18 protein-coding genes and 1 tRNA gene are annotated in these 21,831 nt (G+C 61.3%); 10 read left to right on the top strand and 9 right to left on the bottom strand.

The window, feature by feature from the left end:
- Positions 1–368: 368 nt before the first annotated feature.
- The 4 genes from C1T17_RS06100 to C1T17_RS06115 all read left to right on the top strand — a co-directional run bounded on the left by C1T17_RS06100 (position 369) and on the right by C1T17_RS06115 (position 6,198).
- Complete coding sequence (locus C1T17_RS06100; RefSeq protein ID WP_223262829.1) at positions 369–3,137, top strand: ribonuclease E/G; 2,769 nt, start codon at positions 369–371, stop codon at positions 3,135–3,137.
- A 123-nt stretch (positions 3,138–3,260) separates the two neighbouring features.
- Positions 3,261–4,625, top strand: coding sequence for a M48 family metalloprotease (locus tag C1T17_RS06105; RefSeq protein WP_223262830.1), 1,365 nt, complete (start codon positions 3,261–3,263; stop codon positions 4,623–4,625).
- Positions 4,622–5,395 carry a DsbA family protein gene (locus tag C1T17_RS06110; protein ID WP_223262831.1) on the top strand — a complete coding sequence of 258 codons (774 nt, stop codon included), beginning with the start codon at positions 4,622–4,624 and terminating at the stop codon, positions 5,393–5,395. The genes C1T17_RS06105 and C1T17_RS06110 overlap by 4 nt, the downstream gene beginning before the upstream one ends.
- Positions 5,392–6,198: a transporter gene (locus tag C1T17_RS06115; protein ID WP_223262832.1), complete on the top strand. Its 807-nt coding sequence runs from the start codon at positions 5,392–5,394 to the stop codon at positions 6,196–6,198. Before C1T17_RS06110 ends, C1T17_RS06115 begins: the two co-directional genes overlap by 4 nt.
- Here C1T17_RS06115 and C1T17_RS06120 read toward each other — a convergent pair.
- Together C1T17_RS06120 and C1T17_RS06125 are read right to left on the bottom strand one after the other, a co-directional pair.
- Positions 6,195–6,878, bottom strand: coding sequence for an RlmE family RNA methyltransferase (locus C1T17_RS06120; RefSeq protein ID WP_104952683.1), 684 nt, complete (start codon positions 6,876–6,878; stop codon positions 6,195–6,197). The genes C1T17_RS06115 and C1T17_RS06120 overlap by 4 nt on opposite strands.
- Positions 6,875–7,882, bottom strand: coding sequence for a Ppx/GppA phosphatase family protein (locus tag C1T17_RS06125; RefSeq protein ID WP_411269215.1), 1,008 nt, complete (start codon positions 7,880–7,882; stop codon positions 6,875–6,877). The genes C1T17_RS06120 and C1T17_RS06125 overlap by 4 nt, the downstream gene beginning before the upstream one ends.
- 364 nt (positions 7,883–8,246) lie before the next feature.
- Here C1T17_RS06125 and C1T17_RS06130 point away from each other — a divergent pair.
- From C1T17_RS06130 to C1T17_RS06150, 5 genes are all read left to right on the top strand, one after another.
- Positions 8,247–8,320, top strand: a tRNA-Gln gene (locus C1T17_RS06130).
- A 129-nt stretch (positions 8,321–8,449) separates the two neighbouring features.
- Positions 8,450–9,901 carry a UbiA family prenyltransferase gene (locus C1T17_RS06135; protein ID WP_104952685.1) on the top strand — a complete coding sequence of 484 codons (1,452 nt, stop codon included), beginning with the start codon at positions 8,450–8,452 and terminating at the stop codon, positions 9,899–9,901.
- Complete coding sequence (locus tag C1T17_RS06140; RefSeq protein WP_104952686.1) at positions 9,901–10,287, top strand: EamA family transporter; 387 nt, start codon at positions 9,901–9,903, stop codon at positions 10,285–10,287. Before C1T17_RS06135 ends, C1T17_RS06140 begins: the two co-directional genes overlap by 1 nt.
- 2 nt (positions 10,288–10,289) lie before the next feature.
- Complete coding sequence (locus C1T17_RS06145; RefSeq protein WP_104952687.1) at positions 10,290–11,639, top strand: hypothetical protein; 1,350 nt, start codon at positions 10,290–10,292, stop codon at positions 11,637–11,639.
- 199 nt (positions 11,640–11,838) lie between these two features.
- Positions 11,839–12,390, top strand: a complete 552-nt coding sequence (locus tag C1T17_RS06150) for an opacity protein (protein WP_104952688.1) — start codon at positions 11,839–11,841, stop codon at positions 12,388–12,390.
- A 38-nt stretch (positions 12,391–12,428) separates the two neighbouring features.
- Here C1T17_RS06150 and C1T17_RS21205 read toward each other — a convergent pair whose 3' ends face one another.
- From C1T17_RS21205 to C1T17_RS06160, 3 genes are all read right to left on the bottom strand, one after another.
- Positions 12,429–12,578, bottom strand: a complete 150-nt coding sequence (locus tag C1T17_RS21205) for a hypothetical protein (RefSeq protein WP_189338511.1) — start codon at positions 12,576–12,578, stop codon at positions 12,429–12,431.
- Positions 12,579–12,612: 34 nt separating this feature from the next.
- On the bottom strand, positions 12,613–13,356 hold the full coding sequence (locus C1T17_RS06155) for a hypothetical protein (protein ID WP_104952689.1): 744 nt from the start codon (positions 13,354–13,356) through the stop codon (positions 12,613–12,615).
- A 136-nt stretch (positions 13,357–13,492) separates the two neighbouring features.
- Positions 13,493–14,704, bottom strand: coding sequence for a toxic anion resistance protein (locus C1T17_RS06160; protein ID WP_104952690.1), 1,212 nt, complete (start codon positions 14,702–14,704; stop codon positions 13,493–13,495).
- A 222-nt stretch (positions 14,705–14,926) separates the two neighbouring features.
- Between C1T17_RS06160 and typA the strand changes: the two genes are divergently transcribed.
- A complete protein-coding gene (gene typA / locus C1T17_RS06165) occupies positions 14,927–16,744 on the top strand; it encodes a translational GTPase TypA (protein ID WP_104952691.1) in 1,818 nt (605 codons plus the stop codon).
- A 190-nt stretch (positions 16,745–16,934) separates the two neighbouring features.
- On the opposite strand, the gene C1T17_RS06170 is transcribed toward typA, so the two are convergent.
- From C1T17_RS06170 to rlmN, 4 genes are all read right to left on the bottom strand, one after another.
- Complete coding sequence (locus tag C1T17_RS06170; protein ID WP_104952692.1) at positions 16,935–18,170, bottom strand: SAM-dependent methyltransferase; 1,236 nt, start codon at positions 18,168–18,170, stop codon at positions 16,935–16,937.
- Between the two features lie 31 nt (positions 18,171–18,201).
- Entirely contained in the window at positions 18,202–18,957 is a 756-nt protein-coding gene (locus C1T17_RS06175) for a molybdopterin-binding protein (RefSeq protein WP_411269232.1), read from the bottom strand.
- A 2-nt stretch (positions 18,958–18,959) separates the two neighbouring features.
- The gene (locus C1T17_RS06180; RefSeq protein ID WP_104952694.1) at positions 18,960–19,712 is read right to left on the bottom strand and encodes a cytochrome b/b6 domain-containing protein; all 753 of its coding nucleotides are present in this window, start codon (positions 19,710–19,712) and stop codon (positions 18,960–18,962) included.
- Between the two features lie 832 nt (positions 19,713–20,544).
- Complete coding sequence (gene rlmN, locus C1T17_RS06195) at positions 20,545–21,795, bottom strand: 23S rRNA (adenine(2503)-C(2))-methyltransferase RlmN (protein WP_104952696.1); 1,251 nt, start codon at positions 21,793–21,795, stop codon at positions 20,545–20,547.
- Positions 21,796–21,831 lie beyond the last annotated feature (36 nt).

The following is a 21,831-nucleotide window of genomic DNA, read 5'->3' on the forward strand; positions in this document are numbered from 1 at the left end:
CGCCGTTGCCCCATCGTTCCTTGACTGCTACCCCTTTCAAATCCCGTGAAGTCCGCACATCTGCGGTAAACGCATGGGATGCTTACGAATCGCCGCCAATCGTGAAGGCGATCCAACAGGTTGACGCTGCATGAGGCATTTTTCCACGTTCCCCGACAGGCCGGTTTTGGGCCTTGGGGCGTGGACGGCTTTTGCCCGGCCCGGAAATATTCCCGGCCCTGCCCCCGCAGCAGACGCGCTTAACATCCTTACAACCCGGACGATGATCCAGCTCGCGCCAATGATGGCGCGCAGGCTCCGGCCGTCCCTCACCTTTAGCGTGGCCGCTTCGGCCAAAGCCGCCGGCCGCCACGCCCGGAGTATAATGAATGACACTGCGTATGATGATCGATGCGCGCCACCGGGAAGAAACCCGTGTCGCCATCGTCAACGGAAACCGGATAGAGGAATTTGATTTCGAATCCACTGAGCACAAGCAGCTCAAGGGAAACATCTATCTTGCCAAGGTAACCCGCGTCGAACCGTCGCTTCAGGCGGCGTTCGTCGATTACGGCGGCAACCGCCACGGCTTCCTGGCCTTCGCGGAAATCCACCCGGACTATTACCAGATCCCGAAGGAAGACCGCGAAGCACTGCTGCGTGAAGAACGCGAGCATGCCGAAGAAGAAGCCGCCCTCCGCGCCGAGGAAGATGACGAAGCCGCTCTGACCGGCGATGTCGAGGAACTCGATGCGCCGCACGATCATGATGAAGACCATCATGACGAGGACGAAGGCGAAGGCGCAGAGGAAGGCGAAGGTGGCGAGAAGCCACGCGCCAACACGCGCCGCAAGGGCGGCGATGATGCCGCCGAAGACCTGCGCCGCAAGCGCATGGCGCTGCGCCGCCGCTACAAGATCCAGGACGTCATCCGCCGCCGCCAAGTGCTGCTGGTGCAGGTCGTCAAGGAAGAACGCGGCAACAAGGGCGCTGCGCTTACCACCTATCTCTCGCTGGCGGGCCGCTATTGCGTGCTGATGCCCAACACCTCGCACGGTGGTGGCATCAGCCGGAAGATCAGCAACGCGGCCGACCGCAAGCGCCTTAAGTCGATCATCGCCGAAATGCGCTTGCCCTCGACCATGGGCTGCATCGTCCGCACGGCGGGCCTTGCGCGTACCAAGCCGGAAATTCGCCGCGACTTCGATTATCTCGCGCGTTTGTGGGACGAAATCCGCGAAAAAACCCTGAAGGCTTCCGCGCCTGAGCTGATCCACAACGACAGCGACCTCATCAAGCGGGCGATCCGCGATATCTACAACAAGGATATCGAGGAAGTGATCGTCGAGGGCGAGGAAGGCTATCGCGCAGCGAAGGACTTCATGAAGCTCCTGATGCCAAGCCATGCGCGGCGGGTGAAAGCCTATGCCGACACGGTGTCGCTGTTCCAGCGCTTCGGCGTCGAGGATCAACTGGCGGCGATGTATAATCCAGTCGTGCAGTTGAAGTCGGGCGGTTATCTTGTCATCAACCCGACCGAAGCGCTCGTCTCGATCGACATCAACTCGGGCCGCTCGACACGCGAGCATGGTATCGAGCAAACTGCCGTCGCCACCAACCTGGAAGCCGCACGAGAAATCGCGCGTCAGTTGCGATTGCGCGATATGGCGGGCCTGGTCGTTATCGATTTCATCGACATGGAAGTGAACAGCAATGTTCGCAAGGTCGAGAAGGCTATGAAGGATGCGCTGCGCGACGACCGTGCGCGTATTCAGGTGGGACGCATTTCGGGCTTCGGCCTGATGGAAATGAGCCGCCAGCGTCTGCGCACCGGCGTGCTGGAAGCCTCGACGCGCGAATGTCCGCATTGCGAAGGCACGGGCCTCGTCCGCACGGCATCGTCGGCGGGTCTTTCCGCGCTGCGCATGCTGGAGGAAGAAGCGGCACGCGGTCGCGGAACGCTCATCACCCTGCGCGCCAGCCAGGAAGCGGCGTTCTACGTCCTCAACAACAAACGGCGCGAACTGGACGAGATCGAGCAGCGCTATGGCGTGACGATCCAGATACTGCCCGATGGCGAAGTCGAAGGCGCACGCATGTCGGTGGAGGCCAGCGGGCCGAAGCCCACGCATGTCGTCACCTTCTCGCCCATCGTCGATGATGACGACGATGATCTTCCCGAGGAAGAGGAAGAGATCGAGGAAGAAGCCGAAGAGGTCGAGGAACGCGCGCCGCGCAGCGACAATCGTGAACGCGGCGAACGGCCCGATCGTCCGGAACGCAGTGCCGAGGAAGGCGAGGGCGGCCGTCGCCGTCGCCGCCGTCGTCGTCGCCGTGGTGGACGCACCGATGAGCAGGGCAACGAAATCGCCCCGGACAATGCCGAAGCAGCAGAAGGCGCTGAACCTTCGGACGATCAGGTGGAGGACGCCGACACTGATGCAGCGGAACTCGTCGAGGGTGGCGATAACGCATCGCTGATCGTCAGTGAGGAACAGGCAGAGGCACGTCGCCGTGGCCGTCGTGGACGCCGTGGTGGCCGTCGCCGTCGCGGTGAAGGTGCAGAGGGTGAAGCGCAGACGTCTGAGGCCGGCGAAAACTCCGTCTCAGCAGAAGGCGAAGCGGAGCCCGTGGCCGAAGCCGCGCCCAAAGCGCCGGTCGAAGCAGAGCCTGTTGCCGAAGCGCCCAAGACACGTCGTCGGCCGCGTGCTCGCAAGGGTGCGGTGAACGCTGAAGCATCGCCGGTGGAGCCAGCAGCAGAAGCAGCGGTCGTTGCGCCCGATGCGACGCCTACCGAAGCTGTGGCGGAAGAAGCGCCTAAGCCCAAGCGGACGCGCAAGAAGAAGGCCGACACCGCAGTGGAAGCTGAACCCGTGGCCGAACCTGCGGCAGAAGCCGTGGCGGTCGAGAAGCCCAAGCGCACACGTAGAAAGGCCTCTCCTGCAAAAGCCGTGGAGTCTGTGACGGAAGCTGTGGAAGACGCAGCACCCGTGACAGAAGCTGCACCTGCGGAGGTCACACCTGTTGAACCCACGCCGACGCCTGCAGCTTCCGAGGCAGACGCTACGCCTGCCGAGGCCTCCGCCGACGGTAGCGAAGGCGAAGACGGCGACGGTACGACTCGTCGCGGCTGGTGGCAGCGCACCTTCGGCGCCTGATCTCCCAATCAACGCGCACCAAGGAATGGCCTCTTCCCCCGTGGGAGAGGCCATTCTTCGTTTGAAACCTTCCCATCTACGCCCGCCATTGAACCGGGCGGCGACTTCGCCCATAGCGTGGCCATGGCTTCCGCCCGTATGATGATCCGCCTCGTTGCCGCGTTACTGCTGTCGTTCGCGCTGTTGGTCCAGCCTGCCGCCGCGCAGCAGATATTGCGCGATGCGGAGACCGAGGCGCTGCTCGATTCCATTTCCGGCCCGCTCGTCAAAGCCGCGAAGATGGAACCGCGAAATGTGCAGGTGCTCCTGATCAACGACAAGGAAATCAACGCCTTCGTCGCGGGCGGGCAATATGTCTGGATCCACAGCGGCCTCATCGCCGCCGCCGACAACGTCAATCAGGTGCAGGGCGTCATCGCCCATGAACTCGGGCACATAGAGGGCGGTCACGTCATCACCGGGGCAGAGGGCGCGAAGGCGGCGACCAACATCACCCTGCTCAGCCTAGTCCTGGGTGCGGCGGCGATCGCGGCGGGCGCGGGCGAGGCGGGCATGGGGATCATGGGCGCTGGCCAGCAGGCTGCCATGGGCAAGTATCTCGCTTTCTCCCGCACGCAGGAAAGCTCCGCCGACTTGGCGGGTGCCCGCTACCTGAGTGGCGCAGGAGTCAGCGGCAAGGGGAGCCTGGAGTTCTTCAAGAAGCTTCAGAACCAGGAATATCGGCTCGCGATCCCGCAGGACGACAGCTACGGACGCACCCATCCGCTTTCGGGCGAACGCATCGCCGTGTTGACCGACGTCTACGAGAAAGACCCCGCGTGGAAGAAGCCGGTCGACCCGGTGCTGGAAAAGAAGTTCGAGCGCGTGAAGGCGAAGCTCATCGGCTTCGTATCCGATCCCGCCCAGACCCTGCGCACTTACCCCGAGACCGACCAGTCGCTCCCGGCACATTATGCCCGCGCCTATGCCTGGCATAAAAGCGCCTATCCCGAAAAAGCACTGTCGGAAGTGGGTGCATTGCTGGCTGCGGAGCCGCACGACCCTTATTTCCTTGAACTCAAAGGACAAGTTCTGCTGGAAAGTGGTCGCCCCGCCGAAGCTATTGCGCCGCTGCGCGATGCAGTCGCGGGGTCCAATAACCAGCCGCTGATCGCGGTGCTGCTCGGCCACGCGCTGATCGCGACCGAAGACAGCGCCAATTTCGCCGAAGCCGAGAAAGTCCTGCGCAACGCTGTGGCGCGCGATCGGGAGAATCCGTTCGCCTGGTATCAACTTGGCGTCGTCTACGAACAGCGCGGCGATATTCCACATGCGGCGCTGGCCACGGCGGAGCGCTATTCCATGCAGGGCCAGAACGAGATGGCACTGCGGAGCGCCGACGCCGCGATGCAGGGTCTCAAGGAAGGCACGACCGATTGGCTGCGCGCGCAGGATATTTCCATGGTGTCGCGCGCCGCCATCGAGTCACAGGGCAAGAAAAGACGATGAGTGAAACACCGGCGACGCTGCGGGCGGCCCTTAAAAACGGAAAGATACAAATGATGCTGGGCGGAACGGCCTTTGTTGCGGCGGCTGCGGTCGCTGCTTTCTTCATGCAGGGGGCTGCCCCCGCTGCACAAGTCGACACGAAGGACCGGGCGGCGATCGAGGCGATCGTGCGCGATTATATCCTCGAACATCCCGAAATCCTGCCGCAGGCCATGGAGCGTCTCGCGTCGAAGCGCATGGGCGCGGTAATCGATCAGAACCGCTCGAAGATCGAAACGCCCTACGCCGGCGCATGGGAAGGCGCAGAGAATGGCGACGTTACGCTGGTCGAATATTTCGACTATGCCTGCGGCTATTGCCGCGCGACCCTGCCCGAAATCGCAAAGCTGGTGACGCAGGACAGCAAGCTGAAGGTCGTGTACCGCGAACTGCCGATCCTGTCGGAGCAGAGCACTGACGCCGCCAAGGTGTCGCTGCTGGCCGCTGAAAAGGGGCAGTACATGCGCTTTCACAAGGCGCTGTATGGCGCCGGGCAAGTCACCCGGGACACGATCTTCGCCGCTGCCGCGTCCGTAGGCATCGACCGCAAGGCCGCCGAGGCCGCGATGGTCACGGCCAAGTATAACGCTGAAGTGGAGTCCAATATCCGCATTGCCCAGACGTTGCAGGCGACCGGCACGCCGACCTTCGTCGTCGGCAATCAGGTACTGAACGGTGCGGTCGGATTCGACGCGCTCAAGGCGGCGGTGGCGGCAGCGCGCGCCAGATGACGGTGAAGTGGACGCTTGTGCTGTTGTTCGCCACAGGCATCATGGCTTCACCCGGATTTGCGCAGGGCCTTCGCCCTTTATGCCCCGAGCGGCCTGGTCTTGGTACAACGCCATGCATTGTGGACAAGGGGCATGTGCTGGCGGAATTGGGGTTGGCCGATTGGACGCGCGACAAAGATGAGGCGACGAAATCCGATACTCTGATCGCAGGCGACCTGCTGATGCGCTATGGGCTGGATGCCGTGAGCGAAGTGCAGGTCGGCTGGACAGCCTATGGGCACCAGCGGAACAAAGATATCCCGAGCCGCCTTATCGATAAGTCGAGCGGCGTCGGAGATATTCTGATCGGCTATAAACGTAGCCTGTCCGAATCGGAAGGCTCCGGTTTTTCTGCCGCCATCAAGCTATCTGCGACCTTGCCCGCTGGCGAATCTGCCATAGGCGCAGGCGATTGGGCCGCAGGGTTGATCGTGCCCGTCAGCGTGGATATCGGCGCAGGTCTTTCATTGGCCGTCACACCGGAAATCGACGCGAACGTGGATGAGGATCGCGACGGTCGCCATCTCTCCTATGGCACTGTGGCGGGGTTAGGGGTGGATTTGTCGAAATCCATCAATGCTGCGTTCGAAGTCTCCGCCTTCCGGGACGATGATCCATCCGGACACACGACCGAATTGCTCGCGGCGGCTTCGCTCGCCTGGCAGGCTTCGGACAATTGTCAACTGGATGCGGGCAGCGCCTTCGGCCTCAATGCGGATAGTCCGGATGTGCGCGTCTATGCCGGAATATCGCGCCGCTTCTAATCAGCCACCGGGATGCCGCTGCGGGCCTTAAAGCCCTGCGCTACGACATACCATTCGCTCGATCCTTTGCGGCTGGCGGGCGGCTTGGCGTGCTTCACGGTGGTGAAGTGCTTCTTGAGGATCGTCAGCAACTCGCGGTCGGTGCCTCCTGCGAAGACCTTCGCCACAAACGTACCGCCGGGCTTCAACGTCTCGATCGCGAAATGCGCGGCGGCCTCGACCAGGCCCATGGTGCGCAGGTGATCGGTCTGGGCATGGCCGACGGTGTTTGCCGCCATGTCGGACATCACCAGATCGGGCGCATCGCCCAATTCCGCGCGCAGGATGTCGGGCGCCTTGTCGTCCATGAAGTCCATTTCGAGCAGCGTCACGCCCTCGATCTCATCGGTCGGCAGCAAGTCGATGCCGACCACGCGCGCCTTGGGCGATAGCTTCCGCACCACCTGCGCCCAACCTCCCGGCGCTACGCCCAAGTCGATGACGTGCCGCGCCTGCTTCACGAAATGGAACTTCTCGTCCAACTCGATCAGCTTGAAGGCCGCGCGGCTGCGCCAACCTTGTGCACGCGCCTGATGTACATATGGGTCGTTCAATTGGCGCTCCAGCCAGCGCGTCGATTGCGCTGTCCGCTTCTTCGCGGTTTTCACGCGGATATGCCCGACGCCGGTGCCTCTCGTCATGACGCGGCCCTTTGCCCGGAAATGTCGTCGCGGTCCATCAATCCGCGCAAGATGCCCTCGCGAATGCCACGATCCGCCACGCCCAGCCGCTCGGCGGGCCAGATGTCGAGGATGCTTTCCAGGATCGCGCACCCCGCCACCACCAGATCGGCGCGTTCCGACCCGATGCAGGGCAGCAATCGCCGCTCGGCTATCGCCATGCTAGCCAGCCGCGTGGAGATCGCGCGCATCGAGACCGAGGGAACGATCAGCCCGTCTATCGCAGCGCGGTCATAGCGCACCAGTTCCAGATGCAGGCTGGCCAATGTCGTGACGGTGCCCGAAGTCCCGAGCAGCCGCACCGAACCCTCCGGCGCGGGCAAACGCGCGGCGAAACCGCTGAAGGCTTCCGTCACTCGAGCGCGCATGCGCGCATAAGCAGCAATGCGTGCTTCCGCGTCATCAGGATCAAACTGTTCCGATTCCGTCAGCGACACCACACCCCACGGCGCACTCTGCCAGTCAAGGATGCGCGGCGCTGGGCCTTCTGTGTCCACCAGCACCAGCTCGGTCGATCCGCCGCCAATGTCGAAGATAAGAGCAGGGCCTTCGCCCGGCTCCAGCAGGGCATGGCAGCCAAGGACCGCCAGCCGCGCTTCCTCTTCTGCCGTGATGATATCGAGGGCAATGCCGGTTTCGCGGTAGACCCGATCGATGAAAGCAGGACCGTTGCTCGCCCGGCGGCAGGCTTCGGTGGCAACCGATCGCGCCAAAGTCACATGGCGGCGGCGCAGCTTGTCCGCGCAGATGGACAATGCGGCGATGGCGCGCTCGATCGCGACGTCGCTGATCCGGCCGCTCGCCGCCAATCCTTCGCCAAGGCGCACGATGCGGGAGAAGGCATCCACGACAATGAATCCGTCAGCCGAAGGCTTGGCGATCAGCAGACGGCAGTTGTTGGTGCCAAGGTCGATAGCGGCATAGGACTTGCGACTGGGCCAACGGCTGCCGGTCGTAGGGCGCATGGCATTAGCCCCGTCGCGGAGAGGCGAGGTCGGAGATTTGGCGGAGGACGAAGCCGCAGGGGCGCCATTGTCCCTCTGGCCGGGGTTTGGCGAAAGCTGCGGCGATGGGCGGCTGTGCTGCACCATGGCCGGGATTACTCACTGTTCTGTTTTCCGTGCGCCGCAACAGGCGCCGGTACTTGGAGCCAAGAGTAAGGCGATATGTGCAAAAGCGCAAGCTACTGACCCCGCCCGGCAAATCCAGTCGGTAAGAGTGCATGAGCATTGCATCGGTGGCACTTGGCTACGGCATTGACAGGCAGGAAGCGCCTGCCTATTTGCCGCTCTCCGGTCGCCGCGCGCAGGCATGGCGTTCTCCGGCTGATGCCCCGTCGTCTAATGGTAAGACAGCGGATTCTGACTCCGCCAATCGTGGTTCGAATCCACGCGGGGCATCCAATCTCCACCACATCCTGCAAGGCTCCCATGTGGGTGGCTGTGATAGCCCCTACGCAGCCCTACGTAATTGCTGGAGATCGCCGCGTTCAGTAGCTTTGGCCACAATCCAATGAGAATTGTGGGGGCCAAATGCTGGTGGAAGATCGTCTGCTTGACGAGACGGTGGGTGCTGGCAGACCCTTGGTCGTGGATCTGGACGGCACGTTGATCCGATCTGATCTGCTCATCGAGACGATGTTTTCCGCGATTGGCCGTGACTTCCGCCTGTTGCTGCCGATGCTCGGTGCGCTGAGGCATGGCAAGGCGGCGGTCAAGCATCACCTCGCTACCGCGACGCCATTTGACGCAGCAAGTTTGCCCTACGATCCCGACGTGCTGCGGCTCATCGGCATCGCGCGTAGCGAAGGTCGGCCCGTCTATCTCGCGTCCGGGGCATCGGAAAGCCTAGTGTCGGCCATCGCGGAGCATGTCGGCCTGTTCACAGGCTGGTTCGCATCGTGCGATCGATCGAATTGCGTGGGCGAGGTCAAGGCCGCGCGACTGATCGAAGCGTTCGGCACGGGCGGTTTCGACTATATCGGAAACGAAGCGGCGGACCTGCCGATCTGGCGCCATGCGCAGGAAGCGATCGGCATTCGCGTCCCCCGCACCGTAGCATCACGCGCCTCCCGCGCAGGCAAGCCGCTGCGCCACATCGGTGGCAGCGAGTCTCGCGCGAAGGCGTGGGTGCGGCAATTGCGTGTCCATCAATATGCGAAGAATGCTCTCGTCTTCGTGCCGATGATTACGTCCGGCCTGATCGACGCAGAGGCGCTGCTGCTTTGCGTGGTCGCCTTCGTCGCTTTTTCGATGATGGCGTCATCCATCTACATCATCAACGATCTCGTCGATCTTGGCGCAGATCGACGCCATCCGACGAAGAGCCGTCGCCCACTCGCCGCCGGTATATTGCCGATCAAGCAGGCGTTAATGGTTTCAGGGTTGCTCGGCGTCGGCGCGATTGCTGTCGCTGCCCTGACATCTTTGCCGTTTCTCGCGGTGTTGGTGGCTTACGGGGTTCTGACCACCAGCTATTCCTTTGTCCTGAAACGCAAATTCCTGATCGATGTGCTCGCTCTTTCGATGCTTTACACGATCCGGGTGATCGGCGGCGGTGTCGCGACCGGCATCGCGCTGTCGGAATGGCTGGGCGCGTTTTCGATGATGGTGTTCACCTGTCTCGCGCTGACCAAGCGCTACACCGAACTTGCGATGCGCGTGGATTCGCAGCTGCCTGAGGCGGACAATCGCAATTACCGGACGAGCGACATGGGGATGATAATGTCGATGGCGGTCGCGGCGGCTTATGTGTCGGTGACGGTGTTCGCGCTGTACCTGGCTTCGCCGGATGTCCATGCGGCGTATCGCCACCCCCTGTTTCTCTGGGCAATCTGCCCGACCTTGCTCTATTGGCTCGGGCGGATGCTGATGCTCGCGCATCGCCGCTTCATGCATGACGATCCGGTCGTGTTTGCCCTTCGTGACCGCACCAGTGCGGTGACACTCGGCCTGGTGCTGATAATCATGGTGAGTGCGCGCTGATGATGCGAAACACGGTGCCGCTCTGGTTTCTGCCGGTCTTGCTGAGCGTGCTGCTTTCCGCAGGGTCGCAGATACTGCTTAAGATCGGGGTTTCCACACCGGCAGTGCAGGCCGGGATGGCAAGCGGCGTCGGCATGGACATGTTCCGCGCCGTCGCCACCTCACCCATGGTGCTCATCGGCTTCGCGAGCTTTGGCCTCAGCGCTGTCGTCTGGCTTTCGGTTCTGTCGCGGCTGGACGTGTCGCAGGCCTACCCTTGTGTCGCGCTCGGCATCCTCATCACGTCGCTGACGGGACACCTGTTGCTGGGTGAGGCGCTGCCGCCGATGCGGATCGCAGGGATACTCACGATATTGATGGGCGTCATCCTGACGGGGCTGAGTTGAGGATGCAGCCACGCACAAATCCGGCGATTCCCGGTGCGTTAGATGCAGAAGATGGCGAAAGCGGTTCGCGCTGGCTGAACTGGTTGCCAGCTTACGCACCTGCACGCTTGTCGCGGACGGACTGGCTGGTTGCGGCAGCAGTCGGCATCGTCGCCGCGTGTATCATCCTTTGGAACCACGCAGCCATCGATCCCGCCGTATACCGCACTTACAACATCTTTTTCCAGGCTGACCCGCCCCGCGTGATATCCAACCTGACCGAACGATGGAGCCACTCGCAGAACCGCAACGTCGCGCATCCGCTCTTCTCGATCCTGGGACTGTCCGCAGTGAAGGCTGCGGGCGCGGTGGGGATTGCCCCGATGCACGCGATCGCCGTGCTGCTGGCCGCGATGGCGGCGATAAGCGCGGGCGCTTTCCTGCTGGCGATGCGCGGGTTGGGAATGGCGATGAGACCGGCGTTGGGATTCACCGCTGCTTATGTGTCGAGCGCAGCGTTTCTCCACTGGTATGCGTTTCCCGAGACCTACGCCGCAAGTGGCATGACGGTCGTTGTAATGATCGCGATACTGTCATGCGCGCGTGGATCGACGCTCTGGCTCTGGGCCTTGGGTTCCGCGGCCAGCCTGTCGATGTTGCTCACCAACTGGAGCATCGGCCTTGCCGCCAGCATAATCAGATTGCGTTGGAACAGATTTCTGGTGGTCACGATAGTCGCCTTCGCCAGCGTGGCGGCGCTGTCCTTCGTTCAGCACAAAGCGTTGCACAACGCGCGCTTCTTCCTGGACCCGGTAGGCATTGCGCGCGAGCACACCTTCTCCGGTCCGCAGATGCAGAAGCTGGGTATGCGATGGAGTCCTGTCGCAAGCTTCCGTAACGCGCTGGTGACGCCCGCGATCGTGCCGCTGCCGGAGGTCGTAACGGAACCCACAGAGTCCGGCCCGTTTACGATGGTAACCAATCAATTCGTGCCGCTTTCCAGTTTTGGCATTACAGGCGGCCTGACGTTACTTGCATGGATTATCCTGATCGCGGCAGGTACGCAGGCTGCGGTCAGCATTCCGCATCTGCGTCGGATTGGTGTCCCGCTGATCGCGTTCATCGGGTTCCAGGCCGCTTTCCATACCGTGTATGGCGAGATCGCGTTTCTCTATGCGGCTGACACGCTGCCCGCGATGATGGCGCTTGCGGCGCTGGGCTGGTTCAGTCCTGCACGGAAGATCGTCCTTGCCGCGCTGTTGCTGTTCATCGGAACAGCCTTGATCACCAACGAATTGCGCTTCCGGCAGGCAGCGGCCATGTCGCATGACATCGCATTGGATAAGGAAAAAGGCTTGGCTTTCGGCTTCTGATCGCCAGCATCTTCTTTGTTGCAGCGCAACCCAACGTGCCCAAAGCCGGCTGCCCTTAAGAATTTCCCTGAGCAATCTCCAGATGATGCGAATATGACACAGGTTGTCATTTATCTCGCTCGCGCGGAAACACTTTGCGCAACCGGCTGTTTCAGGGGGCACCGCCGAAGAAGGCGCGTTGTACGTTTGGAGTGAATACATGAAGAAGTATCTGTTGGCGGCTGCCGCCCTTGCCATCCTTCCCGCCACCGCCATGGCGCAGACCGAAACCGCGCCTGACGGCACGCCTGCTTTCGGCATCGAGCCGTATGTCGGCGTCCTTGGCGGCTACCACAGCTTCGATCGCAGCAGCGAATTCGGTTCGCCTCTTGGTGGCCGGATGAACGGCGGCCTCGTCAGCGGCGTGGCCGGTGTTAACATTCCACTTGGCCCCGTATTCGTGGGCGCGGAAGGTAACGCAACTAAGGGCTTTGGCGACATCGATTGGGAATATGGCGTGCGTGGCCGCGTCGGCGCCCGCGCTGGTGACAGCGGCATGATCTTCGCATCGGCCGGTTATCAGTGGGTCAACGGCAAGCGCTCATACAGCGACCATAAGGATTGGATCTATGGCGTTGGCGTCGAAGTCGGCCCCAAGGACATCGGTCTTGGCGGCCTGACCGGCAACTCGGGCGTGCGTCTTCGCCTGCAAGCCGAAACCTATGATTTCGACAGCATCCGTCCGATGGCTGGCGTAATCTTCCACTTTTAATAAAAGGACGGGGCAGGCTCTCGGGTCTGCCCCATTCTTTAACTTCTGCGGCTGCGGAATACCGATGCAGCCGCCCAGCCGACACCTAATATGCCGGCGATGCCGCTTCCGATCATCAGCAGCGCCCACCCGCCGGCTTCGATAAGCCCGGTGAGCAGATCGACCAATATCAGCGTCAGGTGGATCACGCCGCGTGCCTGACCGAAGAGGGACTCTGCGCTGCTACTGGTTTGACCCCGCCTTGATGTCAGGCTCCGGCGCGCCTAACTGCTTCGCTTCCTGATATTTCAGTTCCAGAAACCGGGTATGTGTGGCGAGGTCGTTCAGATTGCCCGACGCCAGTTGCTCGCTTATCCGGTCGATCTCACTCTCGATTACGCCAAGCCCCTCGATCAACTGCTTTTCGGGTACGCGCCCATTGCGCTCCTGCCGCCGCATGGGTTCAGGGATGCTCTGATACCCGGTGACGAGTTCCGGCAGATGATCCGACAGTAGTCGCCGGACTTCCAGCGCGGCGGGTTCCTGTGGGTTGAGCGTCGCCAGTTGCGGGGCCAGCGTTTCCAGCCGAATACCGATGCTGTCGATCAGTTGGACGGCGGGGGCGGGCAGGGCCTTGCGCTGGTTGTCCAACCAGATCTCGGTCTGTAGCGGCAACGCCTTGAGGTCGGTTTCGGCGAGTTTCTCCGGCTTCACTTGCCGGTCCCCCGACACCATGCCCAGCAACAGTACGGCCGCAAGGATCAGCGCCAGCACGATCATAATCCCGCTGGTGCCCAACGGCACGAACCAGCCGACGACCGCTGCACCGATCACGATCGCCAACACCGCCGCGACGATCCGCTTAAACTTCTTCATCATCGCCGCGTTGCGCCGCTGGCGCGCACGTGTGGAAAGGCTGCGGTAGCGGTCGGACGTACGGTTCAGCACGGCTTCGGCGTCGGCGAGGATTTGGTTGGAACGGGTCATTTGGGCAACCCCTCCCTCCGTTCGGGCTGAGCGAAGTCGAAGCCTTCTGCTGAACGTAGAGAAGCATGCTTCGCCTGCGGCTCAGCAGAACCCTTCGACAGGCTCAGGGCGAACGGAGGGGAGGCGTACATTTCAGCTACGCCTCGATCGCGCTCAACAACGGATTGGCCGCACTACCACCACTGGCTTGCGCCTGTGCCTGCCCCTCGGCGCGCGCGATATAGCCCTTCGACTTCTCCACTTCGCTCGACAGCGTGTTCACCGTCGTCTTCATCGACTCCAGCGCCTTCGCCTTGAAGGTGTCGATGCTGTCCATCGTGTCGTAGATATTCTGGAACGCGCGTTGCAGCGTCTCGATCGGGATGGTGCTGGACGCCGCCTGTTCGTGGATCGTCGCCGTCTGAGTCTTGAGCAGATTCCCGGTGGAATCGATCATGTTCGCGGTCGTCGTATTCAGCGCCGTGATCTGCTCCAGCACCAGCCGCTGTCCGACCAGCGCCTGCGCGACCGTCACCGCCGTACGCAAAGCCGCGACGGTCGTAGTGCTCGCCCGGTCCACGCCCTTCACTAGCTCGACATTGTTCTTCTTGACCAGATCGAGCGCCAGATAACCCTGCACCGTCACCGCCATTTGCGTCAGCAAGTCCTGCGTGCGCTGACGCACATAGAACAATGCCGTGTCGCGGATCGCCTTCGCCTTGGCCGGGTCGGTCGCGTCCAGTTCCAGCGCCTTGGCTTCCAGCCGCGCGTCCATCGTCTTGCTGATGTGGATCATCTGCTCCAGCTTGCCCATCGTCGCCCACATATTCTGGCGCTCGACGTCGATGGCCGCGTTATCCTTGATCAGCGTATCCTTGCCGCTGGCCAGGCTACCGAGAATGCCGTTGATATGGCTCTGCGCACTTTTGTAGCTGTCGAAATAATTGCGCATCTTGTTGCCGAACGGGATGATGCCGAACAGCTTGCGCGGCGCAGTCAGGTTGCCGCGCTTGCCTGGATCGAGATCCTCGACGGTGCGACGTAGCTGCGCCAGATCCGCGCCAACCTGATTATCGGAGTCCATCGCCCGCACCGGACGATCCAGAAAGCGGTTGCTGTGCCCCGCCGCTTCGGAAATCTCCTTGCGTCCCATGTTGGTCAACTGGTCGACGCGCATCCCGAATTCCGGGCTGTTCGCGTCCTGCGCTACCAGATCGTCGACGAACGCATCGACTTTCTCGTCCAGCTTCGACTTCTTTTCCTCGTCGATCGGCACAAGCCCTACGGCCCGTTCGGGCGCGAGTGCCGCCACCGGCTCGGGTGGGGTCAGCGTCAGGGGGTCGGCAGTGGTTGTCGCAGTCGAAGCCATAGTATCTCCTCTGGTGTCATATTAGAATAAAACACCTGTGCTGCAAGAGCGCTCTGCCGAGTATAGGCGGCAGCCGCGTCAATGCCAGTCGAAGATGCATTTAACCGTCCGCTTCACACACCAGTTTGCTGCGAAGGTTGCGGGATTGGCAAGTTTCCGTTATGGGGCCGCGACACCCGGACCGGCTTCATGTCGGCGGAACCCTAATCCCAAAGGCATCTCATGTCCCTGCGTAATATCGCCATCATCGCGCACGTCGATCATGGCAAGACCACTCTCGTTGACCAATTGTTCCGCCAATCGGGCACTTTCCGCGACAATCAGCGCGTGGAAGAGCGCGCGATGGACAGCAACGACCTGGAAAAAGAGCGCGGGATCACCATCCTTGCCAAGCCAACCTCAATTGAGTGGGAAGGCACGCGCATCAACATTGTCGATACGCCGGGCCACGCCGACTTCGGCGGCGAAGTGGAGCGCATCCTCTCGATGGTCGACGGCGTTATCCTGCTGGTCGACTCTTCGGAAGGCGCGATGCCGCAGACCAAGTTCGTGACCGGCAAGGCGCTGGCGCTGGGCCTGCGCCCGATCGTCGTGGTCAACAAGGTCGATCGCCCGGACGAGCGCATTCAGGAAGTTCTGGACGAAGTGTTCGACCTGTTCGTCAGTCTGGAAGCGACCGACGAGCAGCTCGATTTCCCCGTGCTCTACGCCTCGGGCCGTAACGGCTATGCCAGCGAAGATCCGCAGGCGCGCTCCGGCACGCTGACGCCGATGTTCCAGAAGATCGTCGACCATGTGCCCGCGCCGTCGGCCGATCCCGATGGTCCGTTCAAGTTCCTCGTGACGCTGCTCGACCGCGACAACTTCCTGGGCCGCGTCCTCACCGGTCTGGTGTTCTCGGGTTCGGTGAAGACCAACCAGGCGATCCACGCGCTCGACAATGATGGCAAGATCATCGAAACCGGCCGTGCGTCGAAGATCATGTCGTTCCGTGGTCTGGAGCGCGTACCCGTCGATGAAGCCAAGGCAGGCGACATCATCTCGCTCGCAGGCCTCACCGTCGCGACTGTGTCGAACACCATATGCGACCCGCAGGTGACCGAGCCGCTGCACGCGCAGCCGATCGATCCGCCGACGCTCTCGATGCGCTTTGCCGTGAACGATTCGCCAATGGCGGGCCGCGAAGGCACCAAGGTGACGAGCCGCATGATCCGCGACCGTCTGGCCCGCGAAGCCGAATCAAACGTCGCGATCAAGGTGACCGAGAGCGCCGACAAGGACAGCTTCGAAGTCGCAGGCCGTGGCGAATTGCAGTTGGGCGTGCTCATCGAAACGATGCGTCGCGAAGGCTTCGAACTCGGCATCAGCCGCCCGCGCGTGCTGTTCCGCGATGGTGAAACGGGTCTGGAAGAGCCTTATGAAACCGTCGTCATCGACGTGGACGAGGAATATTCGGGCACCGTCGTCGACAAGATGGCGATCCGCAAGGCGGAACTGACCGACATGCGCCCCTCCGGTGGCAACAAGACGCGCATCACCTTCTCCGCGCCTTCACGCGGTCTGATCGGCTATCATGGTGAATTCCTGTCCGACACGCGCGGCACTGGCATCATGAACCGCCTGTTCGAAAAGTACGGCCCGCATAAGGGCAAGATCGAAGGCCGCAAGAATGGCGTGCTGATCTCCAACGGGTCGGGCGAAGCCAACGCCTATGCGCTGGGTCCGTTGGAAGAGCGCGGCATCCTGATGGTCGGCGTGGGCGAAGCACTCTACGAAGGCATGATCATCGGCGAGAACGCGAAGCCCGACGACCTTGAAGTCAACCCGATGAAGAGCAAGGCGCTCACCAACTTCCGCGCCAGCGGCAAGGATGACGCCGTCCGCCTGACGCCGCCCAAGAAGCTGACGCTGGAGCAGGCGATCGCCTACATCGACGACGATGAAATGGTCGAAGTCACGCCTAAGTCGATCCGCCTGCGCAAGCGCTGGCTCGACCCGAACGAGCGTAAGAAGCAGGCGCGCTCGAAAGCGGCGGCATAAGATTTTAGAAGGCCCGGTGAGCGATCATTGGGCCTTTTTTCCAATTTTCAAATAATATACTCCGTTCGCCCTGAGCTTGTCGAAAGGCTCTGCTGAGCCGCAGGCGAAGCATACTTCACCTCGTTCAGTAGAAGGCTTCGACAGGCTCAGCCCGAACGGTTTGTGGGCTTATCTGCACTGGGCAACACGTTCACCCCTTCGCCCGCAACGCCTTCTCCGCATCCGCCATATAATCCCGCGTAATCGGCAGCGTCCTACGATCCCGGCAATATTGCAGCTGGAAATTCACCATGCCCCCACTCTCGAACGCGGCGGTCGCCCCCGCCAGATAAAAGCTCCACATCCGGAAGAACCGCGCATCGTACAGCGCTTCTATCTCCGCCCGCTTGTCCTGCACACGCTCGTACCACTCGCGCAGCGTGTAGGCATAATGCAGCCGCAGCACTTCCACATCCGTAATCATCAGCTTGTTGCGCTCACTCGCCTTCATCACCTCGCTCAAGGAAGGGCTGTAGCCGCCGGGAAAGATATATTTCCTTGTCCAAGCGTCCGTTGTACCCGGCTTGTTGATGCGGCCAATGGTGTGCAGCAGCATCACGCCCTGTGGCGTCAGCTTGTTGTGGCAGGTCCGGAAGAACTCGCGATAATGGGCAGGACCGACATGCTCGAACATGCCTACCGACACGATCCGGTCGAACCGTCCCTGCACGTCGCGATAGTCGATAAGCGCGAACTTGACGCGATCCGACACCCCCGCCGCCTCGGCACGCGCGCGCGCGACTTTCAGTTGCTCCTCCGACAGCGTGATGCCCAGCACATCGACGTCGCAGGTCCGATTGAGATACAGCGCCATTCCGCCCCATCCGCAGCCGATATCGAGCACGGTCTGCCCCGGCGATAGATGAAGCTTCGCGGCGATGTGCCCCAGCTTTTCGGTCTGCGCCTGCTCCAGCGTATTGGCGGGATCGGTCCAATAGGCGCAACTATATTGTCGGTCGCGGTCGAGGAAAAGGTCGTAAAGCCGATCCGAGAGATCGTAATGATGCGCAACGTTGGCCTTGGACGTGCGGCGCTGATTGAAGCGATTGACGCGGCCGACAAGGGCTGCACCCGCACGCGCCGCCATGCCTTTACGTTCCAAGGCCGAACTGCCGCTCTCCCACGGCCTGTTAGCCCGCACAAACGTCACGAAGTCGAGAATGTCTCCGCCCTCGATGGAGTAGCGCCCGTCCATATATGCCTCTCCGGCTCCCAAGCGCGGGTCACGTACAATGTCTCGTGCAACTTGGGCATCGTGGAGGCGCATGGTGAGGGCGGGCCATGCCGGATCGCCGTCTCCGTAGGATGAGGACTGGCCATCATGCGTGATGACGGTGAGACGACCTTTGCGAATGAGCTTGGGAAGCAAACGATTGAACAGCCACATAGGGAGGACTTAGGACGCAGCTAAAGGTAGGTCAAATACCTGCGTACCATTCATAACCTGCGACATCTTCCCAGTAGCCGCCTTTACCGCCATGAATGTCTTTCAGGCTGTCCACTGCCTCTATCTCCATCAGATATTTGGCGTGTTTGTACCCAAGATGCCGTTCAACCCGCAGCCGGAGCGGTGCGCCGTTTGCAACGAACAGCGGCTTGTCATTAAGCGCATAGGCAAGGATCGTCTGCGGGTGAAAGGCGTCGATCATGTCGATGCTCTCATAATAAGGCCGCGCGCCGCCGTTCGTGTCGGCGCAATGGAACACAAGGTATTTCGCGTTGGTCTTTAAATCGGCAGTGCCCAGGATGCTGTGCAAAGGCACCCCACGCCATTTGCCGATCGCGCTCCAGCCCTCGACGCAATCGTGCCGCGTGATTTGTTCGCGATGGGGCATGGCCTGCAGTTGCGGCAAGGAGAGTGCCAGCGGCCGATTGACGAGGCCCGTGATCTTCAGCCGCCAATCAGCGAAGTTGTTGGCCGAGATCGCGGCATATTCCGGCGTGCTGGGATTGCGTGTTCCGTTCGGACGGAAGTAGGGCGACATCTGATCCGGAGAAAATTCCTGTGCGAGCGCATTGCGGTTCGTCAAAGCACGTTGCGTCCAGCGATGAACGTTTTCCGCGCTGAATAGCGCATCGCGGAACGTTTCGTTCTTGGCCAGCCTGTCGCAACCCGTGAGCAATCCTCCGGCGGCGAGCGCTAAGCCTTTGACCAGAGACCGGCGCGTGAGCATAGTCATCGGTCGTGCCCTCCGGTTTGACGGGGATGCGGGAGGCGATACCAGCCAGTAATGATCGAGCGCAGTTCATTGATTGGCCCTGCCAGCAACACCATTACGATGTGGACGAAAAAGAAGGCGACGATCGCGAAAGCCAGAATGAAGTGGATCGACCGCGCCGACTGCCGCCCGCCGAACGCTTCAGTCAGCCATGACAAGGCGGCATTCATGCCCGGCGACATGGTTAGACCGGTCAGAATCAGACCAGGGATCAGAATGAAGATTACCCCGATATAGCTCGCCTTTTGCAAGACACTATATTGCAGCGCCGCCGTGCCCGTGGGGAAGCGCAGCCGCGCGTGATCCTTGATATCCTGCCAGATGTGCCGTGGTGCGATTTCTTGCCCGCGGAAGGCAAGGTCGCGGCTGATGTGGCGGTTGATGAGGCTCCAGATCATATAGAACAGCGTCGCGAACGCAAATATCAACGCAAACGCCAGATGCCATTGCCGCGACATGGCCAAGCTGTAGCTGCCGGGCAGGGTGATCCAGCCGGGAAAGCGGCTGAGTTCGAGCCAGGGTGTGTCGAAGTTCGCGCCATATTCTCCCCAGTAAAGCCGAGGATGCGCATTGAAGATGCCGAGGCCACTCATAAAAAGCGTGGCAATGGCAACCGCATTGACCCAATGCCAAAGTCGCGTCGAAAGGCGGTGCCGCTTGACCAAAGTGCCCGCTGTCAGTTCGCCTTCAATGACTAGCCCAGTCTTCATGGAAAGCCGCCTGTCCACAGGGTCGCCGCCGAGAATGGCAGGCCGACCGAAGGTACGAAGGAAAAGGTCTTAAAGATCACGAGCAGCAAAAATAAGAAAGGATGGGGGAGAGCCGCTGACTGGATCGGGCTCGATCCCCCATGCCACAGCCTCGCCTTGCCGGTCTTACCGGCGGCACCGCTCCAAATTATTTTATTCGGCGCGACAGCAGCGAGCACGTCATAGATGAAGCTCCGCCTAAAAAAAAGGGCTGATCCGAAGACCAGCCCGAAAAGTTTTAGGAGAGGATGCCTGAAAGGCACAGTCCTTATGGCTGACACCGGTGTTTGCTGCAAGTGCGAACGACGACAGAGTGGATGCAAAAATTGCAATCGCCTGAAAAGCCTTAAAATTTCAGAAGGGTAGCGGCTGTAAATCAGGAGCGGTCCAGCTTTTTAGCGCTGTTGTGCTCATCAGCAATTCGGTCGACCAATATCTTAAGAGCCAATCCTTTTGGCCGCAATTTCCCTCCATAAGCCAAGCGTGAATGATGTGGAGAGGCGTATTTTGCCTGCTTTTATCCATAAAATGCCGGGTAGCCTGAATGGAGGCCAGCGTAATTGTCTCATGATACCCCGTCGAGTCGCTGTTCACACCGCCTGTCGATCCGTTGTACGCTCGGATCATATCTGGCATGTCTCGTTCCGCTATCAAATCCTCCCGGCAACGAAGCAGCCACAGGCAAGCTGCGAAATGCGCGGCGTGCGTCCACTGCGCCTTGGGCAAGGTCCGGTCAGCAAAGCCGGTCCCTATCGCGAGAATCGCCGCTTCGTCAGGGTAGACGAGCAAGGGGTCAGCCAAGCGCTGCCTGCTTCTCCTCAGCCAGCCGGTCGAGTTCGGCACGGCTCTTCTTTTCCGATGCGGATTTCAACTGCCCGCACGCCGCCATGATGTCGCGCCCGCGTGGCGTCCGGATTGGCGCAGAGATGCCGGACGCGAACACCAGATTGCTGAACGCGCGGATGCGTTCGGGCGTCGAACATTCATAGGCCGCACCGGGCCAAGGATTGAACGGGATCAGGTTCACCTTGGCGGGAAGCTTGTAATGCTTGATCAGGCGGACGAGTTCGCGTGCATCGTCGTCGCTGTCGTTCTTGTCCTTCAACATCACATATTCGAAGGTGATGCGGCGTGCATTGTTCGCCTTCGGGTAATCGGCGCAGGCCTGTAGCAGTTCCTCGATCCCGTACTTCCGGTTGATCGGCACGATCTCGTCGCGCACTTCCTTGGTGACGGCATGGAGGGATACCGCCAGGTTTACGCCGATCTCTTCTGCCGCGCGGGCCATCAGCGGCACCACGCCGCTCGTCGACAGCGTGATCCGGCGCTTGGAGAGCGCAAGTCCGTCGCCGTCCATTACGACCTTCAACGCGTCGCGCACATTTTCGAAATTATAGAGCGGCTCACCCATGCCCATCATCACGATGTTGGTTAGCATTCGCCCGTCGGTGGTGTAGAGCGGCGCGTCTTCGTCCTCATCTTCATCGTCGATCGTCGCTGCCATATTGCCCTTGGGCCATTCGCCGAGCGAATCGCGGGCGAGCATAACCTGTCCCACGATCTCACCCGGCGTCAGGTTGCGCACCAGCCGCATAGTGCCCGTGTAGCAGAACCGGCAATTGAGCGTGCAGCCGACCTGACTGGAAATGCAGAGCGTTCCGCGATCCGCGTCGGGGATGAACACCATCTCATAATCCTGCCCATCGTCGGAGCGGAGCAGCCATTTACGCGTGCCGTCGCTGGAAACTTGCGCCTCCACGACTTCGGGACGTCCGACGACGAAGCGCTCCGCCATCCAGAGGCGCATCGGCTTGGCGAGATCGGTCATCGCCGCAAAGTCGGTTTCGCCACGATGATAGAGCCAGTGGAACAACTGCTTGGACCGCAGCTTGGCTTGCTTGAGGTCCAGCCCCGCCTCCTGCAACGCGCCCTGAATCTGCGCCTTGTTCAGGCCCAGCAGATCGACGCGGCCGTCGGCACGGGGTGTCACGGTGCGCGGAACCGGCACCGGATCGATATGTCCGGGAATTTGCATGGCGCGCATATAGGGCGAAATGTCTGAAAATGCCAGCGCCCAGGC

The sequence above is a fragment of the Sphingobium sp. SCG-1 genome (assembly GCF_002953135.1).
Taxonomy (GTDB): domain Bacteria; phylum Pseudomonadota; class Alphaproteobacteria; order Sphingomonadales; family Sphingomonadaceae; genus Sphingobium.